The organism is Collimonas sp. (assembly GCF_039923675.1).
GTDB lineage: Bacteria > Pseudomonadota > Gammaproteobacteria > Burkholderiales > Burkholderiaceae_D > Collimonas.
On the sequence record NZ_JBDTCG010000089.1, the window covers coordinates 94264 to 116912 of the forward strand.

Annotated in this window: 14 protein-coding genes; 8 read left to right on the plus strand and 6 right to left on the minus strand. The window is 60.5% G+C overall.

Going from position 1 to position 22649, the window contains the following annotated elements; translation table 11 throughout:
• The first annotated feature begins 33 nt into the window (after positions 1-33).
• Both ABI171_RS19265 and ABI171_RS19270 read left to right on the plus strand, forming a co-directional pair.
• A complete protein-coding gene (locus tag ABI171_RS19265; RefSeq protein WP_348094150.1) occupies positions 34-234 on the plus strand; it encodes a hypothetical protein in 201 nt (66 codons plus the stop codon).
• 21 nt (positions 235-255) lie between these two features.
• Positions 256-1071, plus strand: a complete 816-nt coding sequence (locus ABI171_RS19270; RefSeq protein WP_348094151.1) for a hypothetical protein — start codon at positions 256-258, stop codon at positions 1069-1071.
• A 10-nt stretch (positions 1072-1081) separates the two neighbouring features.
• Here the strand turns inward: ABI171_RS19270 and ABI171_RS19275 are convergent, their stop codons facing one another.
• The 3 genes from ABI171_RS19275 to ABI171_RS19285 are packed head-to-tail and all read right to left on the minus strand — an operon-like array spanning position 1082 to position 10218.
• Positions 1082-1285 (minus strand): MbtH family protein, encoded by a 204-nt coding sequence (locus ABI171_RS19275; protein WP_348094152.1) that lies wholly within the window; start codon positions 1283-1285, stop codon positions 1082-1084.
• 49 nt (positions 1286-1334) lie between these two features.
• Complete coding sequence (locus ABI171_RS19280; RefSeq protein WP_348094153.1) at positions 1335-2669, minus strand: nucleotide disphospho-sugar-binding domain-containing protein; 1335 nt, start codon at positions 2667-2669, stop codon at positions 1335-1337.
• 28 nt (positions 2670-2697) lie between these two features.
• Positions 2698-10218, minus strand: coding sequence for an amino acid adenylation domain-containing protein (locus ABI171_RS19285; RefSeq protein WP_348094154.1), 7521 nt, complete (start codon positions 10216-10218; stop codon positions 2698-2700).
• Positions 10219-10273: 55 nt separating this feature from the next.
• Between ABI171_RS19285 and ABI171_RS19290 the strand changes: the two genes are divergently transcribed.
• Complete coding sequence (locus ABI171_RS19290) at positions 10274-10537, plus strand: hypothetical protein (protein ID WP_348094155.1); 264 nt, start codon at positions 10274-10276, stop codon at positions 10535-10537.
• A gap of 70 nt (positions 10538-10607) precedes the next feature.
• Here ABI171_RS19290 and ABI171_RS19295 read toward each other — a convergent pair whose 3' ends face one another.
• Positions 10608-11138, minus strand: a complete 531-nt coding sequence (locus tag ABI171_RS19295) for a PaaI family thioesterase (protein WP_348094156.1) — start codon at positions 11136-11138, stop codon at positions 10608-10610.
• Positions 11139-11356: 218 nt separating this feature from the next.
• Between ABI171_RS19295 and ABI171_RS19300 the strand changes: the two genes are divergently transcribed.
• Complete coding sequence (locus tag ABI171_RS19300; RefSeq protein WP_348094157.1) at positions 11357-12331, plus strand: triacylglycerol lipase; 975 nt, start codon at positions 11357-11359, stop codon at positions 12329-12331.
• 11 nt (positions 12332-12342) lie between these two features.
• Positions 12343-13302: a lipase secretion chaperone gene (locus ABI171_RS19305; protein ID WP_348094158.1), complete on the plus strand. Its 960-nt coding sequence runs from the start codon at positions 12343-12345 to the stop codon at positions 13300-13302.
• Between the two features lie 72 nt (positions 13303-13374).
• Here the strand turns inward: ABI171_RS19305 and ABI171_RS19310 are convergent, their stop codons facing one another.
• Together ABI171_RS19310 and ABI171_RS19315 are read right to left on the minus strand one after the other, a co-directional pair.
• Positions 13375-16491, minus strand: a complete 3117-nt coding sequence (locus tag ABI171_RS19310) for an efflux RND transporter permease subunit (RefSeq protein ID WP_348094159.1) — start codon at positions 16489-16491, stop codon at positions 13375-13377.
• A gap of 15 nt (positions 16492-16506) precedes the next feature.
• Positions 16507-17697 (minus strand): efflux RND transporter periplasmic adaptor subunit, encoded by a 1191-nt coding sequence (locus ABI171_RS19315; RefSeq protein WP_348094160.1) that lies wholly within the window; start codon positions 17695-17697, stop codon positions 16507-16509.
• Between the two features lie 410 nt (positions 17698-18107).
• On the opposite strand from ABI171_RS19315, the gene ABI171_RS19320 reads away from it, so the two are divergent.
• The 3 genes from ABI171_RS19320 (at position 18108) to aceA (ending at position 22560) form a co-directional block, all read left to right on the plus strand.
• Positions 18108-18443 carry a hypothetical protein gene (locus ABI171_RS19320; protein WP_348094161.1) on the plus strand — a complete coding sequence of 112 codons (336 nt, stop codon included), beginning with the start codon at positions 18108-18110 and terminating at the stop codon, positions 18441-18443.
• A 128-nt stretch (positions 18444-18571) separates the two neighbouring features.
• Positions 18572-20950, plus strand: a complete 2379-nt coding sequence (locus tag ABI171_RS19325; protein ID WP_348094162.1) for a TonB-dependent receptor — start codon at positions 18572-18574, stop codon at positions 20948-20950.
• A gap of 314 nt (positions 20951-21264) precedes the next feature.
• The gene (gene aceA / locus ABI171_RS19330) at positions 21265-22560 is read left to right on the plus strand and encodes an isocitrate lyase (protein ID WP_348094163.1); all 1296 of its coding nucleotides are present in this window, start codon (positions 21265-21267) and stop codon (positions 22558-22560) included.
• Positions 22561-22649 lie beyond the last annotated feature (89 nt).

A 22649-nucleotide genomic window follows, 5' to 3' on the forward strand; every position in this document is an offset into this window, starting at 1 on the left:
AAAAATGCTTTTTTATGGCATAGTGGACACACTATGAAAGCACTTAAGAGCGCACTGGCTAAAAGAGTTCTCGCTGATCCGAGCGCGAAGCTGCAATTGCGCGCCTATTTGGCCAGCAAGAACTCGAAACCGTCCTTGTCCACATCGGTCGCCGCCGACGACGTGATCAGCTTGCATTCCGCGCAAGAGGGCACGGTCTTGTATCGTCTTACCGTTGTACCCAAGGCCGCCTGAGCGGTACGGCGACCGTAGCCAATGAATGTAGCGCTACCTGCTTTAATCGTCTTCCTGTTGCTGCTCCCCGGTTTTATCGCCCGTTCGCGCTTCAAGCGTGCCGAGCGCATTTCCCTCGATTATTCCCCGTTCGGCCAGATTGTCACCGAGGCAATGCTGTGGAACTGTGTGTTTCACCCGCTGTGGTTGCTGGCTTCCGCATGCCTGTTCGGGCGCATCTTGCAGCCTTTGTTGCTGCTTGAACTGCTGTCCTCCGATTCCGCCAGCCAGGCCAAGGCTATCCAGGGCGTCGCTGCGCAGTTTCCCTGGATTTGCGCGTATTTCCTCAGCCTGTATGCCGGCTCCTGGATCGTGCCGAATGGTTTCCGGCTGATGATTACGCGTTTCCGGCTGGACCGCGCCAATGCCGGCTGGTTTGTGCCCTGGTTGCGTTTCAACCAGGCGCCCTGGTATTACCTGCTGACCGGCGCCGACTTCGACGAGGATGAGCGGCCGGACCTGATCTCGGTGTCGGCGATCGTCAATGTGGCCGGGCAGGCGGTATTGTTTACTGGCATCCTGGATAATTTTTTCGTCGACGCCAATGGCAGCCTGGACCGCATGATCCTGGAACAGGTGATGCGGCGTCCGCTGTCGGCGGACAAGCCGGACGGCGCCACCACGGCGGAAGAGCTGGAACGTTTCTATGTGGTCGAAGGCGATTATTTCGTCTTGCGCTATAGCGAAGCGATCACCTTGAACATCGAATATCTCAAGATGGATATGGTCACGGCAGATGCGCCGCTGGCGCAAATACCTGCCGTGGATAGCCTGAGCGAGATCGAGGCGCTGGACTAAAAGCGCTCGACTAACCCAGCGCCGCCAGCGAACGCGGCCGCATGTCGGTCCAGCTGGATTCGATAAAGGCACTGCAGATGGGGTGGTCACTGGCAGCCAGCGCCACTGTCCAGCCGGCCGGAATGTCGATGAAAGCCGGCCACAAAGAGTGCTGTCCTTCTTCATTGATCAATACCAGGAAGCTGGCCTTCTTGTCGTCAAACGGATTACTCATGTTTAATCTCCTTGCGTAGTGTTTGCGTTGTGTGAAACTGCTGAATGAGTCAAGCCAAGGCCATGGCCGCGGCCTTGGTCGTGGCGGGTTGCTGTAGCGTCGCAATGGCGATGGCGTCGGCGATTTCGGTGAGCGCATGATGACGGCCGAAATCGTCGCGCAGGATCCGCGCGCATTGGCGATAGCGCGGCTCGCTCAATACCTTGCGCACGGCATCGCCGATCTGGCGTGCGCTCGGCGGTGCGCTGCCGAGGTTGATGCCGGCGCCCGACCAGGCCACGCGGGCGGCAATCTCCGGTTTTTCCTCGGTATTGCCGGCAACTACCAGCGGCACGCCCAGGCTGAGCGCATGGTTGACCGAGCCATAGCCGCCATTGGTCACCATCGCATGCACCTTGGGCAGCAGTTGGTCGTAAGGCAGGAACGGCAGCAAGCGCGCATTGACGGGTACGGTCAGTTTCAAGTCCGCCGCTAGCGGGCCGCCTGTGGTGGCAATCACTTGAATGTCTTTGGCGCCGGCCAACGCGCTCAGGGTGGGGCCGATCAGCTGCGCCGGATTCTGGTTGGCCAGCGTACCTTGCGTGACCAGCACCACCGAGCGGCCATCGTCCAGCTCATGCCACCAGTCGGGCGGCGTGAAGTCGCGGCTCGCCGGCGCCAGCAACGGCCCGACAAAACGTACCGATGGCGGCAAGTCGCTGCGCGGATATTCGAAGGATGGCGCGGTCAGCTGCAAATACAGGTCCGGCAGGGTGATCATGGCATCGATGAAAAACGACGGCAGCGCCGGCGAGCCGGAAGCCGTCAGCAGCTTGTCGAAATAGCGCTGCACTTCGCCGAACATCGCTTGCTTGAGGTTGTTGTTCATCGCCAGGTTGCGCTGCCGTCCTTCCGGCGTCGCCGACGGCGGCAACGCGGTGCCGAAGAAGGCGGTGTCGCGGCTGGAGAGCGGCAGCGCCGAGATGCCGATAGCGACGATGGACGGACGTTTTTTCCACGTGTTGAGCAATAGCGGAAAGGTGCCGCAAAACATGGTGTCGACCACAATCGCATCGGCTTCAAAGCCGTCCAGGATTTTCTGGATGCCGTGTAGTTGCGGCGCCATGGCGTCAGCGAAAAAGTGCTTCAGCCCGAAGCACATTTGCGCATGCGCCGACGTCAGGCGGCTGCGTTCCGGGTAGCGCTGATCGAGCTTGCGATAATCGAAATCGATAGCCGGTTCGAAGGCCGTAAACGTGACGCCGGTCGCTTCGGCCTGCGCCTGGAACTGCGTCGCGCTGTGAAATCGTACTTCATGTCCGAGGCGGGCCAGATGCTGGGCGATCGCCAGCATTGGCAGCACGTGACCGGGTAGTGCGGTTGCGGCGATTAAATAGCGTGCCATGGATTTTCCTAAGCGTTGATGGATGCCTTCAGATACTGGTTGCAAGGGCGCCGGCCGTCTTTTTGATGCCGAGATTGATGAAATAGCGCTCCAGCAAATCGCGGTCGACCGGACGTATGCCGGCCCCTATCGCTACCAGCTGCGCATGGGTCTCGGCGCCGCAGACTGTCGGCGGCGTGGTGGCGGTGTCATAGCGGTCGAGGATCGCCAGCACCGCCGCCAGGTCGCGATCCTGGCTGACTGCCAGGCGCTCATGCGCACGCTGCAGCCAGGCTTCCAGGCCCAGCGGTTCCAGGCTCAGCCCGAGCCGTTCGAATACCGGCGGAATGTCGCCCACCCGCAATGGCGTAGGGCTCATCAGGTGATACACCTGGCCCAATGAAGCCGGTACGCCGGCCAGGCCCAGGATCGCTCGCGCCACGTCATCCACCGGCGTCAGGTTAAGCGGCAGGTCCATATCCGGAATCGCCTCCAGCTCGGCATACAGATGCGCCACGCGCCAGATCAGGTCGACGGCGTTGCAGATCGCATGGGTATGGTCGCCGGTCACCGCGCCCAGCCGGTAGATCGCTACAGGCAAGCCGCGCGCCTGCGCTTCGCGGGCCAGCGCATCGCCTACCCACTTGCTCTGGCTGTAGCCGTCCAGCAGGCCATTCCAGGACGCCAGCGCCGAACGTTCGGTGACCGGACCGTCGTTGTTGCCCGGATCGATCACCGCCAATGTCGAGATGTAATGCAGGCTCTTGGCTTTGCCATGCGCGGTCCAGTCTAGCAATGTGACCACGCTCTCGACATTGGCGGCTTTCAGGCTGGCGTAAGGGTGGAGGAAGTCGACTTGCGCGGCGCAATGATAAATGGCGTCGCAGTCGTCGCGGATTATCTGTGCGATAGCATCGCTGAGTCCGAGCTGGGCGGCGCCGAGATCGCCTGTTACCACTTCGATCCGGTCATCGTCCCAGATGCTGCTCAGCCGGCGTTCGGCCAGCGTCTGCTGCAGGCGGATTTTGCCCGACGCGGCATCTTTGGCCCGCACATGGCACATCACCCGCGCCGGGGTGTCGCGCAGCAAGGCCGCCAGCAGGTGGCTGCCGACAAAGCCGCTGGCGCCGGTGAGAAATACGCGTTGCGGAACGGGCGCAGGCGAGCGGCCATGGCTTTGGATATGTGCCGGAAGATTGAGCTCGCGCGACAGGTCCGGCGCTGTTGCGCTGGCGCCGGTATTGTCGATCAAGGCCGCCAGCTGGGCGATGGTCGGATGCGTATAAATGCCGGCATGCGGAAAATCGGCGCTGCACTGTTCACGGATACGCATGCCGAGCTGGATCGCCAGCAGCGAATGGCCGCCGAGCTCGAAGAAATTGTCGTCGATGCCGACTTGCGGCAGATGCAAAATCTCGGCCCACAATCCAGCCAGTGTTTTCTCGGTCGTGGTGCGTGGCGCCTGGTAAGGCGCGGCGGCCTGCAGTTCAGGTACCGGCAGCGCCTTGCGGTCGAGTTTGCCGCTGGCGCTGAGTGGCAAGGCCGGCATGCTGACGAAAGCCGACGGCAGCATGTAATCCGGCAGCGCCAGCGCCAAATGGGCGCGCAGTGCGGCTGGTTGCGGATCGGTATCTGCTGCCGCTACCAGATAGGCCACCAGGCGCTTCTCACCCGCCACATCTTCGCGCGCAATCACTGCCGCTTGCGCGACTTGCGGATGTTGCAGCAGCACCGATTCAATCTCGCCCGGTTCAATCCGGAAGCCGCGGATCTTTACCTGCTGGTCGGCGCGGCCCAGGAAATCCAGGCTGCCGTCGCTGCGCCAGCGCGCCAGGTCGCCGCTACGATACATGCGGCTGCCCTGCGCGCCGTAAGGATTGGCCACAAACCGTTCGGCGCTGAGCACCGGCCGGTTCAGGTAGCCGCGCGCCAGGCCTTCGCCGGCGATGTACAGATCGCCGGCGACTCCGGCCGGGACCGGCTGCAGGCTGCCGTCGAGCACATACATCTGGGTATTCCAGACCGGCCGTCCGATTGACGGTTGCTCAAAGTCGTTCAGCGGTGAGCTGAGGCTGGCGCAGATGGTGATTTCGGTCGGGCCGTAGGCGTTGATCATGTAGCGTCCCTGCGACCAACGAGCGGCCAGCGCCGGCGGGCAGACATCGCCGCCCACCACCAGCGTGTGAAGATGCGGAAAAGCTTGGTCTGGCAAGGTCGCCAGCGCTGCCGGTGGAATCAATGCATGGCTGACAGTATGTTGCTCAAGCACGGTAGCCAGGTCGCTGCCCAATAATTGCCGGGCCGCCGGCACCACCAGCGCCGCGCCGGCGGCAAACGCCATCAACTGGTCCATGATGGAAGCGTCGAAGCCGCTGGAAGAAAATTGCAACACGCGCGAACTCGGGCCGATGGCGAGCCGTTCAAGCAGGGCGACCGCCAGGCTGTTCAATCCCGCGTGCGGCACCACTACGCCTTTGGGAATGCCGGTCGAGCCGGAGGTGTAGATGATATAGGCGGCGTCCTGTGGATTGAAACTCCGCCCTTGGCCGCTCTCGCCGAGATTGCTGTCGGACTGGATTGCCAGCATGGCGACGGTAACGTCGCTGTCAAGCAGCAGCCGATGTGGCACGTTTACCAGTTGCGGCAACAAGGCATCGTGAGTCAGTACGGTGGCAGGCGCGGCATCGGAGAATAGGAAGGCGCTGCGGCCGGCCAGATGATTCGGATCGAGAGGCAGATAGGTGGCGCCGATTTTGACGATGGCCAGGTGCGCCAGCACCAGGTCCAGCGAGCGCGGCAAGACAGTGGCGACAATGGCGCCGGCAACAACGCCTTGGCCGCGCAGCAGGTGCGCCAGCCGGTTGGCTCGGGCATTGAGTTCGGCATAGCTGAGCGTAGCGTCATCGAGGATGACCGCTGCGGAGTGCGGATGGTGGCGGGCATGCGTCTCGACCACGGAAGCCAGTGTGGCAGGCGCCAGTTCGCGTGCGCTGCCGCTCCAGTCGACCAGCAGCCGCTGGTTTTCCTCGGCGCTAAGGATGGAAATACTGCTGAGCGTCTGGTCCGGCGTTTCGCAAGCCTGATCCAGCAAATGCAGCAGGCGGGTCGCGATCGACTCCACCGTACCGTGTTCGAACAAATCGCTGCTGTACTGGATGCCGCCGCTGATCCCGGCAGGCAAGCCGTCGGCGCCGCGCTGTTCGCTGAGGATGAAGGAGAGGTCGAACTTGGCGGTATCGATCGCCACCGGTTGCGGCGTGATCGACAGGCCTGGCAGGCTGAAGGAAAGCCGGCTGCTGTTCTGGAACCCCAGCATCACCTGGAACAACGGCAGGTTGGCGCGCGACCGTTCCGGCCGCAACAACTCCACCAGGCGGTCGTACGGGAATTCCTGGTTGGCGTAGGCCGCCAGGTTGGTGCTGCGCACCCGCGCTATCAGGTCGCGCAGGCTGGGCTGGCCGGAAGTGTCGGTACGCAGCACCAGCGTATTGACGAAACAACCGATCAGATCGTCCAGTGCATGGTCGCTGCGGCCGGCGACCGGGCTGCCGATGGCGATGTCGTCGCCGGCGCCGAGCCGGCTCAGCAAGGCTGCAAGTGCCGCCTGCAGCACCATGAAGACACTGGCCTGGCTGTCGCGCGCCAGTTGCAATATGCGTTCATGGGTGTGGGCAGGGATCTGCAAAGGCACTACACCACCGCGATAACTCGGGATCAGCGGTCGTGCGTGGTCGGTCGGCAAGGTCATTTGCTCGGGCAGGTCGCGCAAGGTGGTGCGCCAGAATTCGCGCTGGCGGCCGGCCATGCTGGCGGCGTCGTCTTCACTGCCTAGCAGTTCCTGCTGCCACAATGCGTAATCGGCATATTGCAGCGGCAACGGCGCCCAATCCGGAGCCTCGTCTTTGCAGCGCGCCGCGTAAGCCATGCTGAGATCGCGCGCCAGCGGCAGCAGCGAAGCGCCATCGCCGGCGATATGATGGGTCAGCAACAGCAGCACATGCTCATCCGCATCCAGCCGGAACAGATACACCCGCAACGGCGCAGCGCTGCCAAGCTCGAAACCGTGCGCCGCAGCCGCCTGCAGCATCGCCGGCAAGCCGTCTTCGCTGGTGCCGGCTTCGATCAGCGCCGGCCGGGCGTTGGCGCTGCTGAGTATCTGCTGATATGGCAAGCCGCCCTCGTTCGGATAGATGGTACGCAGGCTTTCGTGACGCTGCACCAGATCCGCCAGCGCGGCATGCAAGGCTGTCCGTTCCAGGGCGCCGGACAAGCGCAGGGCCAGCGGCATGTTGTAAGCCGGGCTGGGACCTTCCAGCTGGTTCATCAGCCACAAGCGGCGCTGCGCAAACGACAACGGAATCCGCGCCGGCCGCTGCATCGGGGTCAGGTTCGGGCGCGCGACCGATTCCTGGTCGAGGCGTTCGGCCAGGCAGGCAATGGTGGAAACCTGGAACAGGGTATCCAGCGGCAGGTCGATCATGAATTGCTGGCGGATCATCGAGATCAGTTGCACGATCATCAGCGAATGGCCACCCAGTTCGAAGAAATTGTCATCGATGCCGACCCGCGGCAGATGCAAAGTCTCGGCCCACAGTTCGGCCAATATTTTTTCGGTGGCGCTGCGTGGCGCACGGTAGGGCGTCGCCGCTTGCCGTTCCGGCGTCGGCAGCGCCTTGCGATCCAGCTTGCCGCTGGGGCTAAGCGGTAACGCCGGCAGATTAACGAAGGCCGACGGCACCATGTGTTCCGGCAGCGTTAGCGCCAAGTGGGCACGCAGTTCGGCCGTTTGCGGATCCGCTGCCGTCACCGGCACCACATACGCTACCAGGCGCTTTTCTCCGGCCACGTCTTCGCGTGCGATCACTGCCGTTTGCGCGACTTGCGGATGTTGCAGCAACACCGCCTCGATCTCGCCGGGTTCAATCCGGAAGCCGCGAATCTTTACCTGCTGATCGGCGCGGCCGAGAAAGTCCAGGCTGCCGTCATGGCGCCAGCGAGCCAGGTCGCCGCTGCGATACAGGCGGCTGCCGGGTGCGCCGTAAGGATTGGCGATGAAGCGTTCCGCGCTCAGCACAGGACGGTTCAGGTAGCCGCGCGCCAGGCCGGTGCCGGCAATATACAGCTCGCCGGTGGCGCCGGCCGGCACCGGTTGCAGGCCGCTATCCAGCACATACATCTGGGTGTTCCAGATCGGATAGCCGATCGGCACGCGCTCTTCGCCCGCTTCAGTGCTCGTGGCGTTGCACTCCCAGAAAGTGACGTCAATCGCCGCTTCCGTCGGTCCATACAAATTATGCAGTTCGCAATCGAGACGCTGGCGAAATTGCGACTGCAAGGCCGGCGACAACGCTTCGCCGCTGCAGATGACGCGGCGCAATGAAGCGCAGACGGATGCGGCAGGTTCGAGCAGGAAGACTTCCAGCATCGACGGCACGAAATGGATGGTAGTGATTTGTTCGCTGGCAATCAGCGCGGCCAGGTAAGCCGCATCCTTGTGGCCGCCGGGTTTGGCCAGCACCAGCGTGGCGCCGTCGATCAGCGGCCAGAAAAATTCCCACACCGAGACATCGAAACTCGACGGCGTTTTTTGCAGGATGCGGTCGTCAGATTGCAAGTCATAGCGGGCCTGCATCCAGCGCAGGCGATTGACGATGGCGCGCTGTGAAACCATCACGCCTTTCGGCATGCCGGTGGAGCCGGAGGTGTAGATCACATAAGCAGGGTGCAGCGGGTTGATGGTTGCGGTTTGCTTCAGATTGATGGCGGGGTAGTGTTCCAGTTCCTCTACAGTCTGTGGCAAGTCGATCAATAATTGCGGTGCGCGATCCGGCAGTTCCTGCGCCAGCGCCGCAGTGGTAATCAGGCAGACCGGCTGCGCATCGCCGAGCATGAAGGCGATGCGCTCTTGTGGATAATCCGGGTCGACCGGCAAATAGGCTGCGCCGGTTTTTAAAGTGGCCAGTAATGCAATGACCAGCTCCAGCGAGCGCGGCAATGCAATCGCTACGCTGCGTTCCGGGCCGGCGCCGCGTGCTTGCAGCAAATGCGCGAGCTGATTGGCGCGCCGGTTCAGCTCGGCATAGCTCAGTTCCTGTCCTTCGTAGCGCAACGCGGTGGCGTGGCCGTTATGTTCGACCCGAGCTTCTATCAACGCCGCCAGATTACTGTCTTCAACTGGATAGCGGGTATCGTTCCAGCCGGTCAGCAACTGCTTGCGCTCAACGTCATCCAGCAAGTCGATGCGGCCGATATGCTGCGCCGGTTGCGCTATCACCGCGTTCAGGAAAGCCAGCAGGCGGCGTTGATGGCCGGCCAGCATCTGCGCGGTATACAGCGCAGGATTGGCGTCAAAATCGATCTGCAAATCCTGGCCATTGCCGCGTTCATACAGAAAAATGCCGAGATCTTCTGCCGTGCCGTTGGACAGGTTGCGCGGCTTGGCGACATGGCCGCCGAAGCGGAAATCGTAATCGAAGGGTTCGACATTGACCACTGTGGTGAACAGTTGCCGGTTATTGACCAGCATGTTCAGGTCATTGCGCAGGTGTTCATAGCGATAGGACTGGTGGCGCAGGATTTGCCGCATTTGCCGGCCGACTTCGCTTATCAATTCGTCGATCGGCAACTCCGGGCGCATTGCCAGCCTTAGCGGCAAGGCGTTGGCCACCATCGCCGGCACGCGCCGCATGCGGTCGTTGTGGCGGGCGGTCACCGGCACGCCGATCACCATGTCGGCGACGCCGGTGCTGCGGTACAGATAGGCGGCGGTGGCGGCAATCAGGATTTGCGGCAAGGTGGTGCCGAGTTCGCGGGCGATGTCCTGCAAGGCTTGCACGCTGGCCGCCGGCAAATGCACGGTCTGGCGCAGCAGGCCGCCGATATTCACCGAGCGTTGCGGCGCCAGGCTCAGCGGATCGGGAGCGTCGCGGAAATGCTCCAGCCAATACTGGCGGTCGCGCGGGAAACGGCCCGATTCGCGATACGCCTGGTCTTCTTGCGCGAGCTGTGAAATCGGTGCGAAGCGGGAATCTTCCGGGGCGGCGTTATCGCTGACGCGTGCGCTGTAAACGTCGGCCAGGCGGCGGGCAATCAAGCCGCCGCCGAAACCGTCCAGCACGATGTGATGGCAACGGTGATACCAGATGTAGTGATCGCGCCCGGTACGCAGCAGCGCCGACAGCCACAACTGGCCATGGGCGAGATCGATGTTGCGGCTGAAGTCGGCGCGCATCCAGGAATTTGCCGCGGCGGCAGGATCGGCGTCGCGGCTGAAATCGAGATAGGGCAGTTCGCCGGAGAAGGTTGGCGTCACGACTTGGCGCGGGCCATGTTCGGTATCGACGAAATGCAGGCGCGGGGCCTCGGCTTCGTTCGCCACTTGCTGCATGGCTGCGAAAAAATGGATCAGGTTTATTTCGCCAAAAATATCGACAGCTTCGGCGAGATTGAAATTGGTGTCCGGCGACGCAAATTTTGCGCCGAGCCACATTGCCATCTGACCTGAGGTCAATGGCGCGGTGGTGGCGGTGGAGTCGATGTTTTCCAGGCGGCTATCTGAACGGGTATCCAAGCGTTTCTCCAAATCATGAGTGAAATCTGCAGTGATCTGCATGCGCGCGGGATGAATGCGTGGCTCACCCTCTGATGTGGGTGGAATAGAGAAGGCCTGTGTGAAGCACCGTCTTTCCGTAAAGCTGATGGCTTGGTGGAAGATTTTGATGCATTGCAATGCGGATATTTGCGATAACGCAGGCAATAATACATTTCCACTTGGAAATGAATGTATCTTGCCGATTTCCCCTTTGCTAGCTATAAAAAGTGACAGCTGGTTAGAATCGGGAAATGGTGATATAACGCGCGGGATGTTGTTGCTGACGATGTTTTTTTAATAATTTGTGACGAAATTATGACGCGCTGCAGCGCACCGTTATTGTGCGCTGCAGGAAGTGGGCGGGAGTGTTACGGCAGGGGAAACACCAGGCAGGTGGTAGTCGCATGTGCATAGATCTTGCCATCGACATCGACAATATTGGCTTCCGCCACGCCAACCCTGCCGCCGACCTGGATCGTCTTGCCGATGGCGCGCACCGGGCCGGTTTTGTCGGTCAGCGCCCGGATCAGATTGACCTTCAGTTCCAGCGTAGTGTAGCCGCTGCCCTTGGGCAGGGCTGACTGCACCACGCAGCCCAGCGCCGAGTCCAGCAACGTGCAGAAGTAACCGCCATGCACGCTGCCGATCGGATTGTAATGTTGCTTGCCTGGGGTGCCTTGAAACACCACGCGGCCCGGCTCCACTTCAATCAGCGTGAAATCCAGCGTTTGCGCAATCGGCGCGATCGGCAATTCGCCGTCCAGGATGCGTTGTAAAAACTCAACACCGCTGTATTGCTTCAATTGTTCCAGCGTGGCGACGCCGGGCCCAGCCAGTTTGGCGCGCACCGCGGCTTCTTGCGCCATCCATTGCGCCAGGGTTTCTTCACGGGTGGACATTCTCTCTCCAGTTGACGTTGTAGGTTTGCGGGACCGCATCATTATGCCTCGCTGCCTTGAAGGGCGCTGCCGGTGGCCGCATCGTTCGCATTGCGCTCCGCCGGCGGAGCGCAATGCTGCTCTGCACGATGAGTATTGATTGTAGACAGGTTTGTATATGTGTAGTATTGAGACAACAAAAGAGCACGACCGTGCGTTTAAATAAAGGAGATGTGGTTATGAAATCGCTACGCCGAATCGCAGTTGCTTCTGTCTTTTGCTGTTGCTTACCGCTGGGGCAAGCCCATGCCTCGGTGTTCAACCTGTTCGGAACCTCAGTGGCCAGCGCCTACACGCAAACCAAGTATCCGATTGTCCTGGTGCACGGGCTGGCCGGCACCTCCAAGTACTTCGGCATAGTCGATTACTGGTGGCAGATTCCCAGCGATCTGCGCGCCAACGGCGCTACCGTCTACGTCGCCGATGTCTCCGCCTTCAACAGCGATGAAACACGCGGCGAAGAGTTGCTGAAGCAGATCAGCAGCGTGCTGGCTGCGACCGGCGCCGCCAAGGTCAACCTGATTTCGCATAGCCAAGGAGGCACAACTTCGCGCTACGCCGCCGCAGTCAAGCCGCAATGGATAGCCTCGGTCACCACCATCGGCACCCCGCATGCGGGAACGCCGGTAGCCGATACGGTCAACCTGGCGCCGCAGGCCCTGAAGAACCTGCTGGCCGACGGCACTTCGATATTGGGGCAACTGCTGAGCCTGTTTGTCGGCAATCCGCAACCGCAGGATCCGCTGGCTGCCTTGAGTGGCTTGACCACGGCCGGCGCGGCGAGTTTCAACCGCAATTATCCCAGCGCCGGCGAACCCGCCAATTGCAGCGTGAACGGCGCCATTTCGGAAGTCCGCAGCGGCAATACCCAACTGCTGTATTCGTGGGCCGGTAACCAGGCCGGCACCAACATTCTCGACGTTACCGATCCGGTCATGGTGCTAGGCAGCGTCATCATCAAGACAGCCGGCGCTGGCGCCAACGATGGCCTGGTGCCGGTATGCAGCGCGCGTTTCGGCCGCGAACTGGGGGTGTACAGCTGGAACCATCTGGACGAAGTCAACCAGCTGTTCGGCTTGCGCGGCCTGTTCAGCGCGGATCCGGTGGTCACCATCCGGACCCAGGCCAACCGGCTCAAGACCGCCGGCTTATAGGCTGACGCCAGATGCAAACCAGACACCGGTTTAACCTGGCGCTAATGGTTGTCGTCGCTGGTTTGCTTGCTGCGGCGCTGTTCTGGTTCCGTTCTGCGGAACCGGCAGCGGCTGCCGGCGGCACGCAGTCAGGCGCACGCACAACCTCATCCGATCGTATCGGTCCCGGCCAGTGGCGCGAAGCGTCTGTTGCAGCGCCGACCGTAACCGACACCAGTCCGCCGCCAGGTTTGGCAGTGGATGCGAATCAGCATTTGCAAGTCAACCGCGCCTTGCGTGATGTCTTCGATTATTACCTGCTGGGCGGCTTGCCGGGTTCCCGACCTGAGCATATGGCGCAGTTGCTGGCCTATTTGAAGAGCAGCTTGCCGGCATCGGCCTACGCTGACGGCGAACGTTTGGCGCGCGCGTATGTGGCCTACTTGACGGCCCACGATGCATTGCTGGAAAAGCAGAGCGTGCCGGTGATCACGCCGGACAGCAAGATGGCGGCGCTGGATGCCGATCGCATGGCGGCCTGGCTGTCGCAGCTATCGCGCTTGCGGCAGGATACGCTGGGGATCGACGTGGCAAAGATCTGGTTCGGCGATGAAGAGGCGGAATCGCAGCGCATGCTGGCGGCTTTGCGCAGCGGCGCCAAGACCGGCTTGAATGCGGGCGCCGCCGATCCGGTGCAAAAAGGCTTTGACGATTTGCGCCAGCTACGGCAGCAGGGCGCTAGCCAGCAAGCGCAGCACGATATGATGGCGCAGCAATTCGGACCAGCGGCGGCGCAGCGCTTCGATCAACTGGGGCAGGAAGAGCAAGCCTGGCAAGACCGTTACACCCGGTATCGCCAGGCTGCGGACCAGATCCGTCAGCAGAGCGGTACGGCGGAAGAAGACCGCAACCGGCAGATCGAAGCCTTGCGCAACCAGACTTTTAGCGACGATGCCGAACGCATGCGGGCACGGGGATTGGATCGGAATTGAACGACAGCGTGAAAGATCGATACAAAAGTCACTACAGATGGCAGGCGTTGCGCCTGCCATCATTTTCTTAAATCAGGATTCGCTCGCCAGCGGCACAGCTTTCACCTCCGTGGCATGTTCACCCTTGAAGAAACGCAAGGCCCGCTTGCCCCAGCTATCCAGATAGCTGTAAGCCACCGGCACCACTACCAGCGTCAGCAGGGTAGAAGTAATAATCCCGCCGATCACTGCACGTCCCATCGGCGCCTGGGTTTCGCCGCCGTCGCCGAGGCCGAGCGCCATCGGCAGCATGCCGAAAATCATCGCCAGCGTGGTCATCAGGATAGGCCGCAACCGCACTTGGCCGGCGGCCAGGATGGCCTCGTATTGCGAGCGGCCGCCGCGCTGTTCGCGGTTGCTGAAATCGACCAGCAGAATCGCATTCTTGGTGACCAGTCCCATCAGCATGATGAAGCCGATGATGGAAAATATATTCAAGGTGCTCCCGGTGATCAGCAAGGCCAGGAACACGCCGATCAGGGAAAACGGCAGCGAGGCCATGATCGCGATCGGTTGCAGGAAGCTGCCGAACTGGGAAGCCAGGATCAGGTAGATGAAGATCACCGCGATGCCTAGCGCCGCCAGCGCAGAGCCGAACGCTTCCTGCATGTCCTTGGTGCGGCCGCCGACATCGAAGCGGTAGCCGGGCGGCAGTTCGATCTGCTTGATCACGGCTTGCACCTCGGTGCCGACGTCGCCGGACGGACGGCCTTCGACGTTGGCGTAGATGCCGATGCGGCGCTGCAAATCCTGGCGCTTGATCACGCGCGGGCTGGAGGAGTGCACGAATTCCACGACCTGCCGCAGCGGCACCATGATCGGTTTGCCTTCGCCGTCGAGATTGCTGCTGGCGACCGAGAGGTCGCCGAGATCGGCGATTTTCTGGCGGCCGGATTTCGGCAACTGCACGTTGACTTCGTAGTTCTGTCCATCCGCCGCCAGCCAGTGGCTATTGGCGTCGCCCGAGACAAACGGCCGCAAGGCGGCGCCGATCTGCTGCACGCTCAGGCCGAGGTCGCTGGCCAGGGTATTGTTGACCTTGATGGTAATGGAGGGATTGGCCGCAGTCAGGCTGTTTTCAAGGTCGGTGATGCCTTTGATCTTGCCGATCTTCAGCATCACCTGGTCGGCGATTGCGCTCAGCTTGTCGGTTTCCGGACCCAGGATCGCGACATAGATCGGCTTGTCCCAGCCCACTGACAATTCGATTCCGGGAATCGATTTCAGGCGCTCGCGGATATTTTTTTCCACGTCCTTCTGCGAGATGCGATTGCTGGTATTGCGATTGGTCAGGGTCAGGTTCATATCGGCGGCATTGCGGCCGTCGTCGGTACCGACTGTCGTGCTGATGGTCTCGATTTCAGGCATCTTGCGCAGCGCGTCTTCGATCTGGTGCATCTTGCTGTCGGTATAAGCCAGGCTCGAGCCGACCGGGGTTTTCAGCTTGAGCGCGATGAAACCCTGATCGGTGTCCGGAATGAATTCGGTGCCGACCAGCGGCGCCAGGAACAGGCTGCCGACAAACAACGCCAGGGCCAGCCCCAGCGTGGTTTTACGCCAGGCCAGCGCCCGTTGCAAAATGCGGCCATAAACCCCGTGGACGCGCTCGATCAGGTGCTCGATGCCGGCCATCATGCGCGCCAGCCAGGGGAAACGTTTGAAACGGTTCTCCGGCGGATCGGGCCAGATCGAGGACAGCATCGGATCCAGCGTAAAGCTGACAAACAAGGAAACCAGCACCGCCACCGTGACGGTGACGCCGAACTGCAGGAAGAAGCGGCCGATGATGCCCTTCATGAAAGCCACCGGCACGAACACGGCGACAATCGCAAAGGTGGTGGCCATTACCGCCAGGCCGATTTCCTGGGTGCCGTCGCGCGCCGCAGCGATATGGCTTTTGCCCATGTCCAGATGGCGCACGATGTTTTCACGGACCACGATGGCGTCGTCGATCAGCAGGCCGATGCACAGTGAGAGCGCCATCAGGGTCATGAAGTTCAGGGTGAAACCGAAAGCGTGCAGGGCGATGAAACTGGCAATCACCGAGATCGGCAGGGTCAGGCCGGTGATGATGGTGCTGCGCCATGAGTGCAGGAACAGGAACACGATCAGCACCGTCAGCCCGGCGCCTTCCAGGATGGTTTCCTTGACGCGGTCGAGCGAGCTTTTGACGTTGTCGGAATTGGCGTGGACGATCTTGATCTCGACGTCTTTCGGCAGCTGCGTCTTGAGAACTTCCACTTCATCCCTGACGCCATCGCCGACTGCGACGATGTTGGCATCCTGGATCTTGGTGATATCCAGGTTGATGGCGCGCTGGCCGTTAAAGCGCGAGATCGAGGATTCTTCGCGCTCACCGTCGCTGATCTGCGCCACCTGGTCGAGATAGACCGGGGCACCGCCGCGGCGGGCGACGATGATCTGGCCGAAGGCGCGCGGGTCTTTCATTTTGCCTTCCAGCCGCACCAGCTGGTCGGAAGCGCCGCGCGTGATCAACCCGGCCGGCATGTCCTGGTTGGTGGTCTGGATCGCATTCAAGACTTCATCGACGCCGATTTTCTGCGCCGCCATCTGCTCCGGCTTGAGGTTGACCAGCACCTGGCGGCTGACATTGCCGCCGATATCGATCTTGGCGACGCCGGTTACCGCTTGCAGGCGCTTGACGATGATCTGCTCGGTCAGGGTCGAGAGGTCGCGCAGGCTGCGCGTCTTCGAGGTCACGCTGAGCGACGCCAGCGGCTGCGTGTTGAGCGTATCGCCGCGGACGATGAAAGGGTCCTTGGCGTCTTTCGGCATGCCGGGCCGGATCTGAGCGATCTTGTCGCGCACTTCCTGCACTGCGCGGTCCATGTTGACGTTCAGCTCGAACGTCACCCAGGTCGAGTTGCGGCCTTCATATGAGCTGGAGAGGATCGACTTGATGCCGCTCACCGAATTGATCGTATCTTCGATCGGTTTGGTGATGTCGTTCTCGACCGCTTCCGGCGAGGCGCCAGGATAGCGCATCTCGATCAACAGGCCGGGAGTCTGGATGTCCGGCATCTGCTCTAGCCCCAGCTCCTGATACGAGAACAGGCCGAGCACCAGCAGCGCCACCATCACCATGGTGGCGAACACCGGGTGGTTGATACTGATTTTGGTTATCCACATGGCTGCTCTGTTCCTTTAGCTGGCGCGTTTAGCGCTCACGATTTCCACCATCTTGACCGCGCTGCCAGGCTTGACGCCATCCAGCTTGACCACGATCACATGCGCGCCTGGCGCCAGGCCGGAGGTCACTTCGGCCAGGTTTTCATCGTCGTTACGCAAGCCCAGCTTGACCGGTTGCGCCACGACCAGATTGTTTTCCACGGTGTAGACCACATCGATGCCGTTTTCGCGGCGCAGCGCGGTCAGCGGCAGCAGCGGCCCGACCGCCGACTTCTCCAGAGTGATTGCGCCCTTGGCGTACATGCCGCCTTTGAGCGCGCCGTCGCTGTTGCTGACCGCGATATAGACCTTGATCGCGCGCGAGCCGGTTTCCGTCGCGGGGTTGATGCGGGTCACTTTGCCGGTGAAGCGCCGGTCCTGAAAACCATCCACCGAAAATGTCACATCCTGGCCCAGCTTGACACGCGGAATTTCGCTGGCGGGTACTTGCGCTTCCAACGTCATCAGGCTCAGATCCATGATGGAGAACAGCGGCGAATCGAGTGAAACTTTGTCGCCTTGCTGGACTTCACGTTTGCTGACGATACCGTCGATCGGTGCGCGAATGGTGGCGTCGTTCATCGCCCGTTGCGCGATTTCCACCTGCGAGGAAGCCGACTTCACCGTGGCTTCGGCGACTTCGACGCTGTTGTGCGCCGTATCGAAGGCATTCTGCGAGATGTACTTTTGCTTCAGCAGCATCTGGTTGATATCGTGGTTCTTGTTGGCCAGCGCCAGCTTGGCCTTGGCCTCGTCGAGCGTGGCTTGCTGGGTTGCATAACGTGCCTGCAGATCGGCTGTATCGAGCTGGGCGATGACCTGGCCGCGCTTGACCTGCATGCCTTCGCGCACCAGGGTTTCGCGTACCTCGGCGGCGACCTTGGACTTGATCGTGGCTTGCACCAGCGGCATCAGCGATCCCGACAGCGGCAAGGTAATCCGCAGCTCCCTGGCGTCGATCAGCGCAACATCGCTGGCGGCCAGTTCAAAAGCATGGCTCTTTGGCTGATCGCTGCCCGCCTGTTTAGCGTTGCTGTTCTTGGTGCGCAGGGTTAGCCAGCCGCCGCCTGCGAGCGCTATCACCAGTAACAAGACCAGCGGCTTGCGCCAGCCGATGCGTGAGCGCGACGGCGCAGGCGAGACCAGGGGCGGGAATGGGTTTGTCATGATTACCGTTGTAAATGTGGCACGTCAAGAAAAAGTTGTGGCATATTATGGAGGAACTTGCATTGGCTGCGTAGAAACATTTTTGCATGCTGCGACAGCTACCGACGCGCCGACTCATAGGGCGGCTGAAAGTCGGCGCGCCGCTGCAGATCGCTGGCGTTGGCATAGATAATATTTTATGCAACTGTGTTGCAATTACCTTGCAAGCAATACCGGTTCGCGATTACACTCTCTGCTTGCCGTTCCGGATTTCAATTTCTGCTTGTAAAGCGGGCTACATCAACAGGCTTACACCGCATGCTTCGTCAAACCAGCTCAACTCAGTCGTTGTCGCCACAGCTGGCCCGCGGGCTGGGTGCGTCTGTGGCGTGGGCGAGTCGGGTGGCGATTTGCCGCATGGGGATGTCTCCATGCGCCTGATCGTCGAACCGCATTTCCATGCGCGGCGCCGGTTCAGGCTGCGGCTGCAGCAGTGCGCCTTGTGGCTGGCGCTGGCGATCCTGGTGCTGCAGCTGGTCGGGATGGCGTTCCACAATCACAGCCTGGCCGAAAATTCGACCGATTGCGTCAGTTGTGACCTGGCGGCCGATTTTCCTTCTCCGGTTCCCTCCAGCCCGGTGCCGGTGCTGACGCCGGTCCTGATCTTTGCCTACAGCACGGCGGTCGAACCGGTCTATGCCTTTACCCCGGCGCAGAAGCAGTATTTGACGCCGCATTCCCAAGCTCCACCATTCTCCCCGGTTTGACGTTTTGCCTTTTGTTTCGACCTCGGACGGCTTGATCCCAAGCCGCCTGCATCGGTTTTCCGGCTGTCTGCCCAAGCTGCGCTAGTACGGATGCCTGGTCGAGTTACTCGTCTTATCGGAGTTTGAGAATGAAAACACGTTTGTTGCGCCGACTAAAATTAGGCGCCCTGATTGCGCTTGCTTACGGTTTTGCCGTTCCTGTTGCCTATGCCCAGTCCACCCCGAAACAAATCAGCGGCGCCATCCACGACGCCCTCGGCCATCCCTTGCCGGATGCGACGGTGGCCTTGAAAGACGCTACCGGCAAGGCGGTCGGCACGACCAAGAGCGATCAGCAAGGGCATTTTGTCTTTAGCGATATCGCTCCCGGCAGCTATGCCATCAGCGTCGGCAAGCCATCGTTCCAGTCGGAGAACGGCACCGTCACCGTGGCCGACGAGAATGGCGCCACCGCAGACGTTACCCTGAAGGCCAGCCAGGCAGGCAGCGTCAATGCCAGCAATGCGGTGGTGGTCACCGCCGATCGCCTGGACCGCGCCCGCAACGGCATCCAGGTCGAAACCGGCAGCAGCATCTACCGCATCGGCCGCAAGGAAATCGCCGCCATGCCGCAAGGTGAAGACACCGCGTTCAATGAAGTCTTGCTGCGCGCACCCGGCGTGGCCCAGGATTCTTTCGGCCAGCTGCATGTGCGCGGCGATCACGCCAACCTGCAGTACCGTCTCAACGGCATCATCCTGCCGGAAAGCATTTCCGGTTTCGGCCAGACCCTGGATACGCGTTTTGTCGATAGCGTCAGCGTCCTGACTGGCGCCTTGCCGGCGCAATACGGCTACCGCACCGCCGGTGTGGTCGATATCCACACCAAGACCGGTGAACTGGCCGATGGCGGCAACATCGGCGTGCAGATCGGCAGTAACAACACGCGCCAGGTCAGCGGCGATGTCAGCGGCAGCACCGATTCGTTCAGCTATTACATCAACGGCTCGTTTGAGGCAAATAACCTGGGCATCGAAAACCCTACCGGTTCGTCCACCGCCTTGCACGACCGCACCTTGCAAAACAAGGCCTTCGGTTATTTTTCCTATCTGCTCGATCCGGATACCCGCGTCAGCCTGATCCTGGGCAATTCCGACGGCCGTTTCCAGATACCGGACAGCGCCGGCAAGACGCCGCAATTCCAGCTTGACGGCGTGAGCAGCTATCCATCCGCCGATGTGAATGAACGGCAGCACGAAACCAACCGCTACGGCATTCTCGCCTTGCAGGGCAAGATCGGTTCCGACATCGATTACCAGGTCGCCGCCTTCAGCCGCTACTCCAAAGTGCTGTTCGAACCGGATCAGGTCGGCGACCTGCTGTATACCGGCGTCGCTTCACGCGTGCTGCGCACCGGCTTGGCGAATGGCTTGCAAGCCGACGGCAGCTATCGCCTCAACGCCAGCCACACCATCCGCGCCGGGATCAATTACACCCGGGAGAACTTGAAGAACAGCGACAATTCGCTGACTTTCCCGGCCGACGACAGCGGTGCGCAATCGTCGACCCAGCCGATCTCGCTGGCTGACAGCAACCAGAAGACCACCAACCAGACCGGCATCTATCTGCAGGACGAATGGAAGCTGAGCGACAAGGTGACAGTCAACTACGGCGCCCGCGCCGACTGGGTGAATGCCTACGTGACCGCCAGCCAGTTCAGCCCGCGCATCGGTGTGGTCTACCAGATGACGCCGCAGACCACCTTCCACGCCGGTTACGCCAAGTACTTCACGCCGCCGGCCAGCGAGCTGATCGGCGCCAACACCATCGCCAGTTTCAACGGCACCACCAATGCCTCGCCGAGCAGCCAGAACGATCCGGTACAGGCCGAGAGCTCGGATTATTTCGACCTTGGCGTCAATCACCAGCTGACCCAGCATGTGACGCTGGGGCTGGACGGGTACTACAAGAAGGTCAAGAACCTGTTGGATGAAGGGCAGTTCGGCTCGGCGCTGCTGTACACGCCGTTCAACTATGCGCAAGGCAAAGTGTATGGCCTGGAGCTGACCCTGAACTACCATAAGGACGATCTGTCGGCCTATCTGAATGTGGCACGCTCCACTGCGCTGGGCAAGAACATCACCTCCAGCCAGTACAACTTCGCCCCGGATGAACTTAGCTATATATCGAATCACTGGGTGCATCTGGACCATGATCAGGGCATTACCGCGTCGACCGGCGTTTCCTATCTGTGGCAGCGCACCACATGGACTGCAGACGCCCTGTTCGGCAGTGGCTTGCGTAGCGGCTTCGCCAATACCGATCACTTGTCCGCGTATACCGAAGTCAACCTGGGCGCCAGCCATGTCTTTAGCGAGAGCCCGATCGGCAAGGTTACGACCCGTTTGAGCGTACTCAATGTGTTCGATAAAGTGTATGAAATCCGCGACGGTTCCGGCATCGGCGTCGGCGCGCCGCAGTATGGACAGCGTCGCGGTTTCTATCTGTCGATGACAAAATCGTTCTAGATAAGGCCCGGTTTGCGTTGATGTAAACCGCTACGGCGAAGGCGGGGAGCTTGCTCTCCGCTTTTTTTTTGCATTTTTCAGGATGCGCAATTTGCATTTCATAATGTGAAAAATTGAAATGCAAGGCACCATTTTTATATTTCACTCTCAGATATTTTATTTCACATCGCGAAAATTTAAAGTTAAGTTATTGAATTTAAACAAAATAAAAATACTTATATGTCTTATATAAGACATTGTTGCTTCGCACAGATAGGACTACTATTTAGTCATCGGATTTGATTTCACTTTTTGTTTTTAACCGGAGAACGACGATGACTACACGTGAACAGCAAGTTGCAGCATTGGCCAAGGACTGGGCCGAGAATCCACGCTGGAAAGGCGTTACCCGCAATTATTCGGCGGAAGACGTGGTTCGCTTGCGCGGTTCGGTACAGATCGAACACTCGCTGGCAAAGCGCGGCGCCGACAAACTGTGGACACTGCTGCACGAAGAGCCATTCGTCAACGCACTCGGCGCACTGACCGGCAACCAAGCCATGCAACAGGTCAAGGCCGGCTTGAAAGCGATCTACCTGTCCGGCTGGCAAGTTGCAGGCGACGCCAACCTTGCCGGCGAAATGTATCCCGACCAGTCGCTGTATCCAGCCAACTCGGTGCCGCTGGTAGTCAAACGGATCAACAATACATTCCAGCGCGCCGACCAGATCCAATGGTCGGAAGGCAAAAACGATATCGACTTCTTCGCGCCGATCGTGGCTGATGCTGAAGCCGGCTTCGGCGGCGTCTTGAATGCCTACGAACTGATGAAATCGATGATCGATGCCGGCGCTGCCGGTGTTCACTTCGAAGATCAACTTGCGTCCGTCAAGAAGTGCGGCCACATGGGCGGCAAAGTGCTGGTGCCTAGCCGTGAAGCGGTTGAAAAATTGAACGCCGCGCGTCTGGCGGCCGACGTTTCCGGCACATCGACATTGGTGATCGCCCGTACCGATGCAGAAGCGGCCGACTTGCTGACGTCCGATATCGATGACAACGACAAGCCGTTCCTGACTGGCGAACGGACTGTCGAAGGCTTCTACAAGACACGTCCGGGTATCGATCAAGCCATCTCGCGCGCGCTGGCTTACTCGCCATACGCCGATCTGGTCTGGTGCGAAACCGGCAAGCCGGACCTGGCTTTCGCCAAGAAATTCGCGGAAGCGGTGCATGCCAAGTTCCCGGGCAAGATGCTGGCGTATAACTGCTCGCCATCGTTCAACTGGAAAAAGAACCTGGACGACGCGACTATCGCCAAGTTCCAGAAAGAACTGGGCGCCATGGGTTACAAGTTCCAGTTCATCACGCTGGCCGGTTTCCACGCCTTGAACTACTCGATGTTCAACCTGGCGCACGGCTATGCACGCAACCAGATGTCGGCTTTCGTCGAGTTGCAGGAAGCGGAATTCGCTGCCGCCGACAAGGGCTTCACTGCGGTCAAGCATCAGCGCGAAGTCGGCACCGGTTATTTCGATGCCGTGACCCAGGCGATCCAGCAAGGCCAGTCGTCGACGACCGCTTTGCACGGTTCGACCGAAGATGAACAATTCTTCGAAGCCAAGGTTGCCTGAGCGGTTTTTGAATTGAAAGCTTGAATTAAAGTTTATTGAACGCCGGCTTGCCGGCAGACCGCCGGTGTTATCTCGCCAGCGGTCCAGAA

Bases quoted from the DNA above. Each gene is read 5' to 3' on its own strand.
- ABI171_RS19320 (WP_348094161.1), top strand. From the start codon at position 18,108: ATGCGCCTGATCGTCGAACCGCATTTCCATGCGCGGCGCCGGTTCAGG.
- ABI171_RS19275 (WP_348094152.1), bottom strand. From the start codon at position 1,285: ATGAGTAATCCGTTTGACGACAAGAAGGCCAGCTTCCTGGTATTGATC.
- ABI171_RS19310 (WP_348094159.1), bottom strand. From the start codon at position 16,491: ATGTGGATAACCAAAATCAGTATCAACCACCCGGTGTTCGCCACCATG.
- ABI171_RS19265 (WP_348094150.1), top strand. From the start codon at position 34: ATGAAAGCACTTAAGAGCGCACTGGCTAAAAGAGTTCTCGCTGATCCG.
- ABI171_RS19305 (WP_348094158.1), top strand. From the start codon at position 12,343: ATGCAAACCAGACACCGGTTTAACCTGGCGCTAATGGTTGTCGTCGCT.
- ABI171_RS19290 (WP_348094155.1), top strand. From the start codon at position 10,274: ATGCGTGGCTCACCCTCTGATGTGGGTGGAATAGAGAAGGCCTGTGTG.
- aceA (WP_348094163.1), top strand. From the start codon at position 21,265: ATGACTACACGTGAACAGCAAGTTGCAGCATTGGCCAAGGACTGGGCC.
- ABI171_RS19295 (WP_348094156.1), bottom strand. From the start codon at position 11,138: ATGTCCACCCGTGAAGAAACCCTGGCGCAATGGATGGCGCAAGAAGCC.
- ABI171_RS19280 (WP_348094153.1), bottom strand. From the start codon at position 2,669: ATGGCACGCTATTTAATCGCCGCAACCGCACTACCCGGTCACGTGCTG.
- ABI171_RS19300 (WP_348094157.1), top strand. From the start codon at position 11,357: ATGAAATCGCTACGCCGAATCGCAGTTGCTTCTGTCTTTTGCTGTTGC.
- ABI171_RS19325 (WP_348094162.1), top strand. From the start codon at position 18,572: ATGAAAACACGTTTGTTGCGCCGACTAAAATTAGGCGCCCTGATTGCG.
- ABI171_RS19315 (WP_348094160.1), bottom strand. From the start codon at position 17,697: ATGACAAACCCATTCCCGCCCCTGGTCTCGCCTGCGCCGTCGCGCTCA.
- ABI171_RS19270 (WP_348094151.1), top strand. From the start codon at position 256: ATGAATGTAGCGCTACCTGCTTTAATCGTCTTCCTGTTGCTGCTCCCC.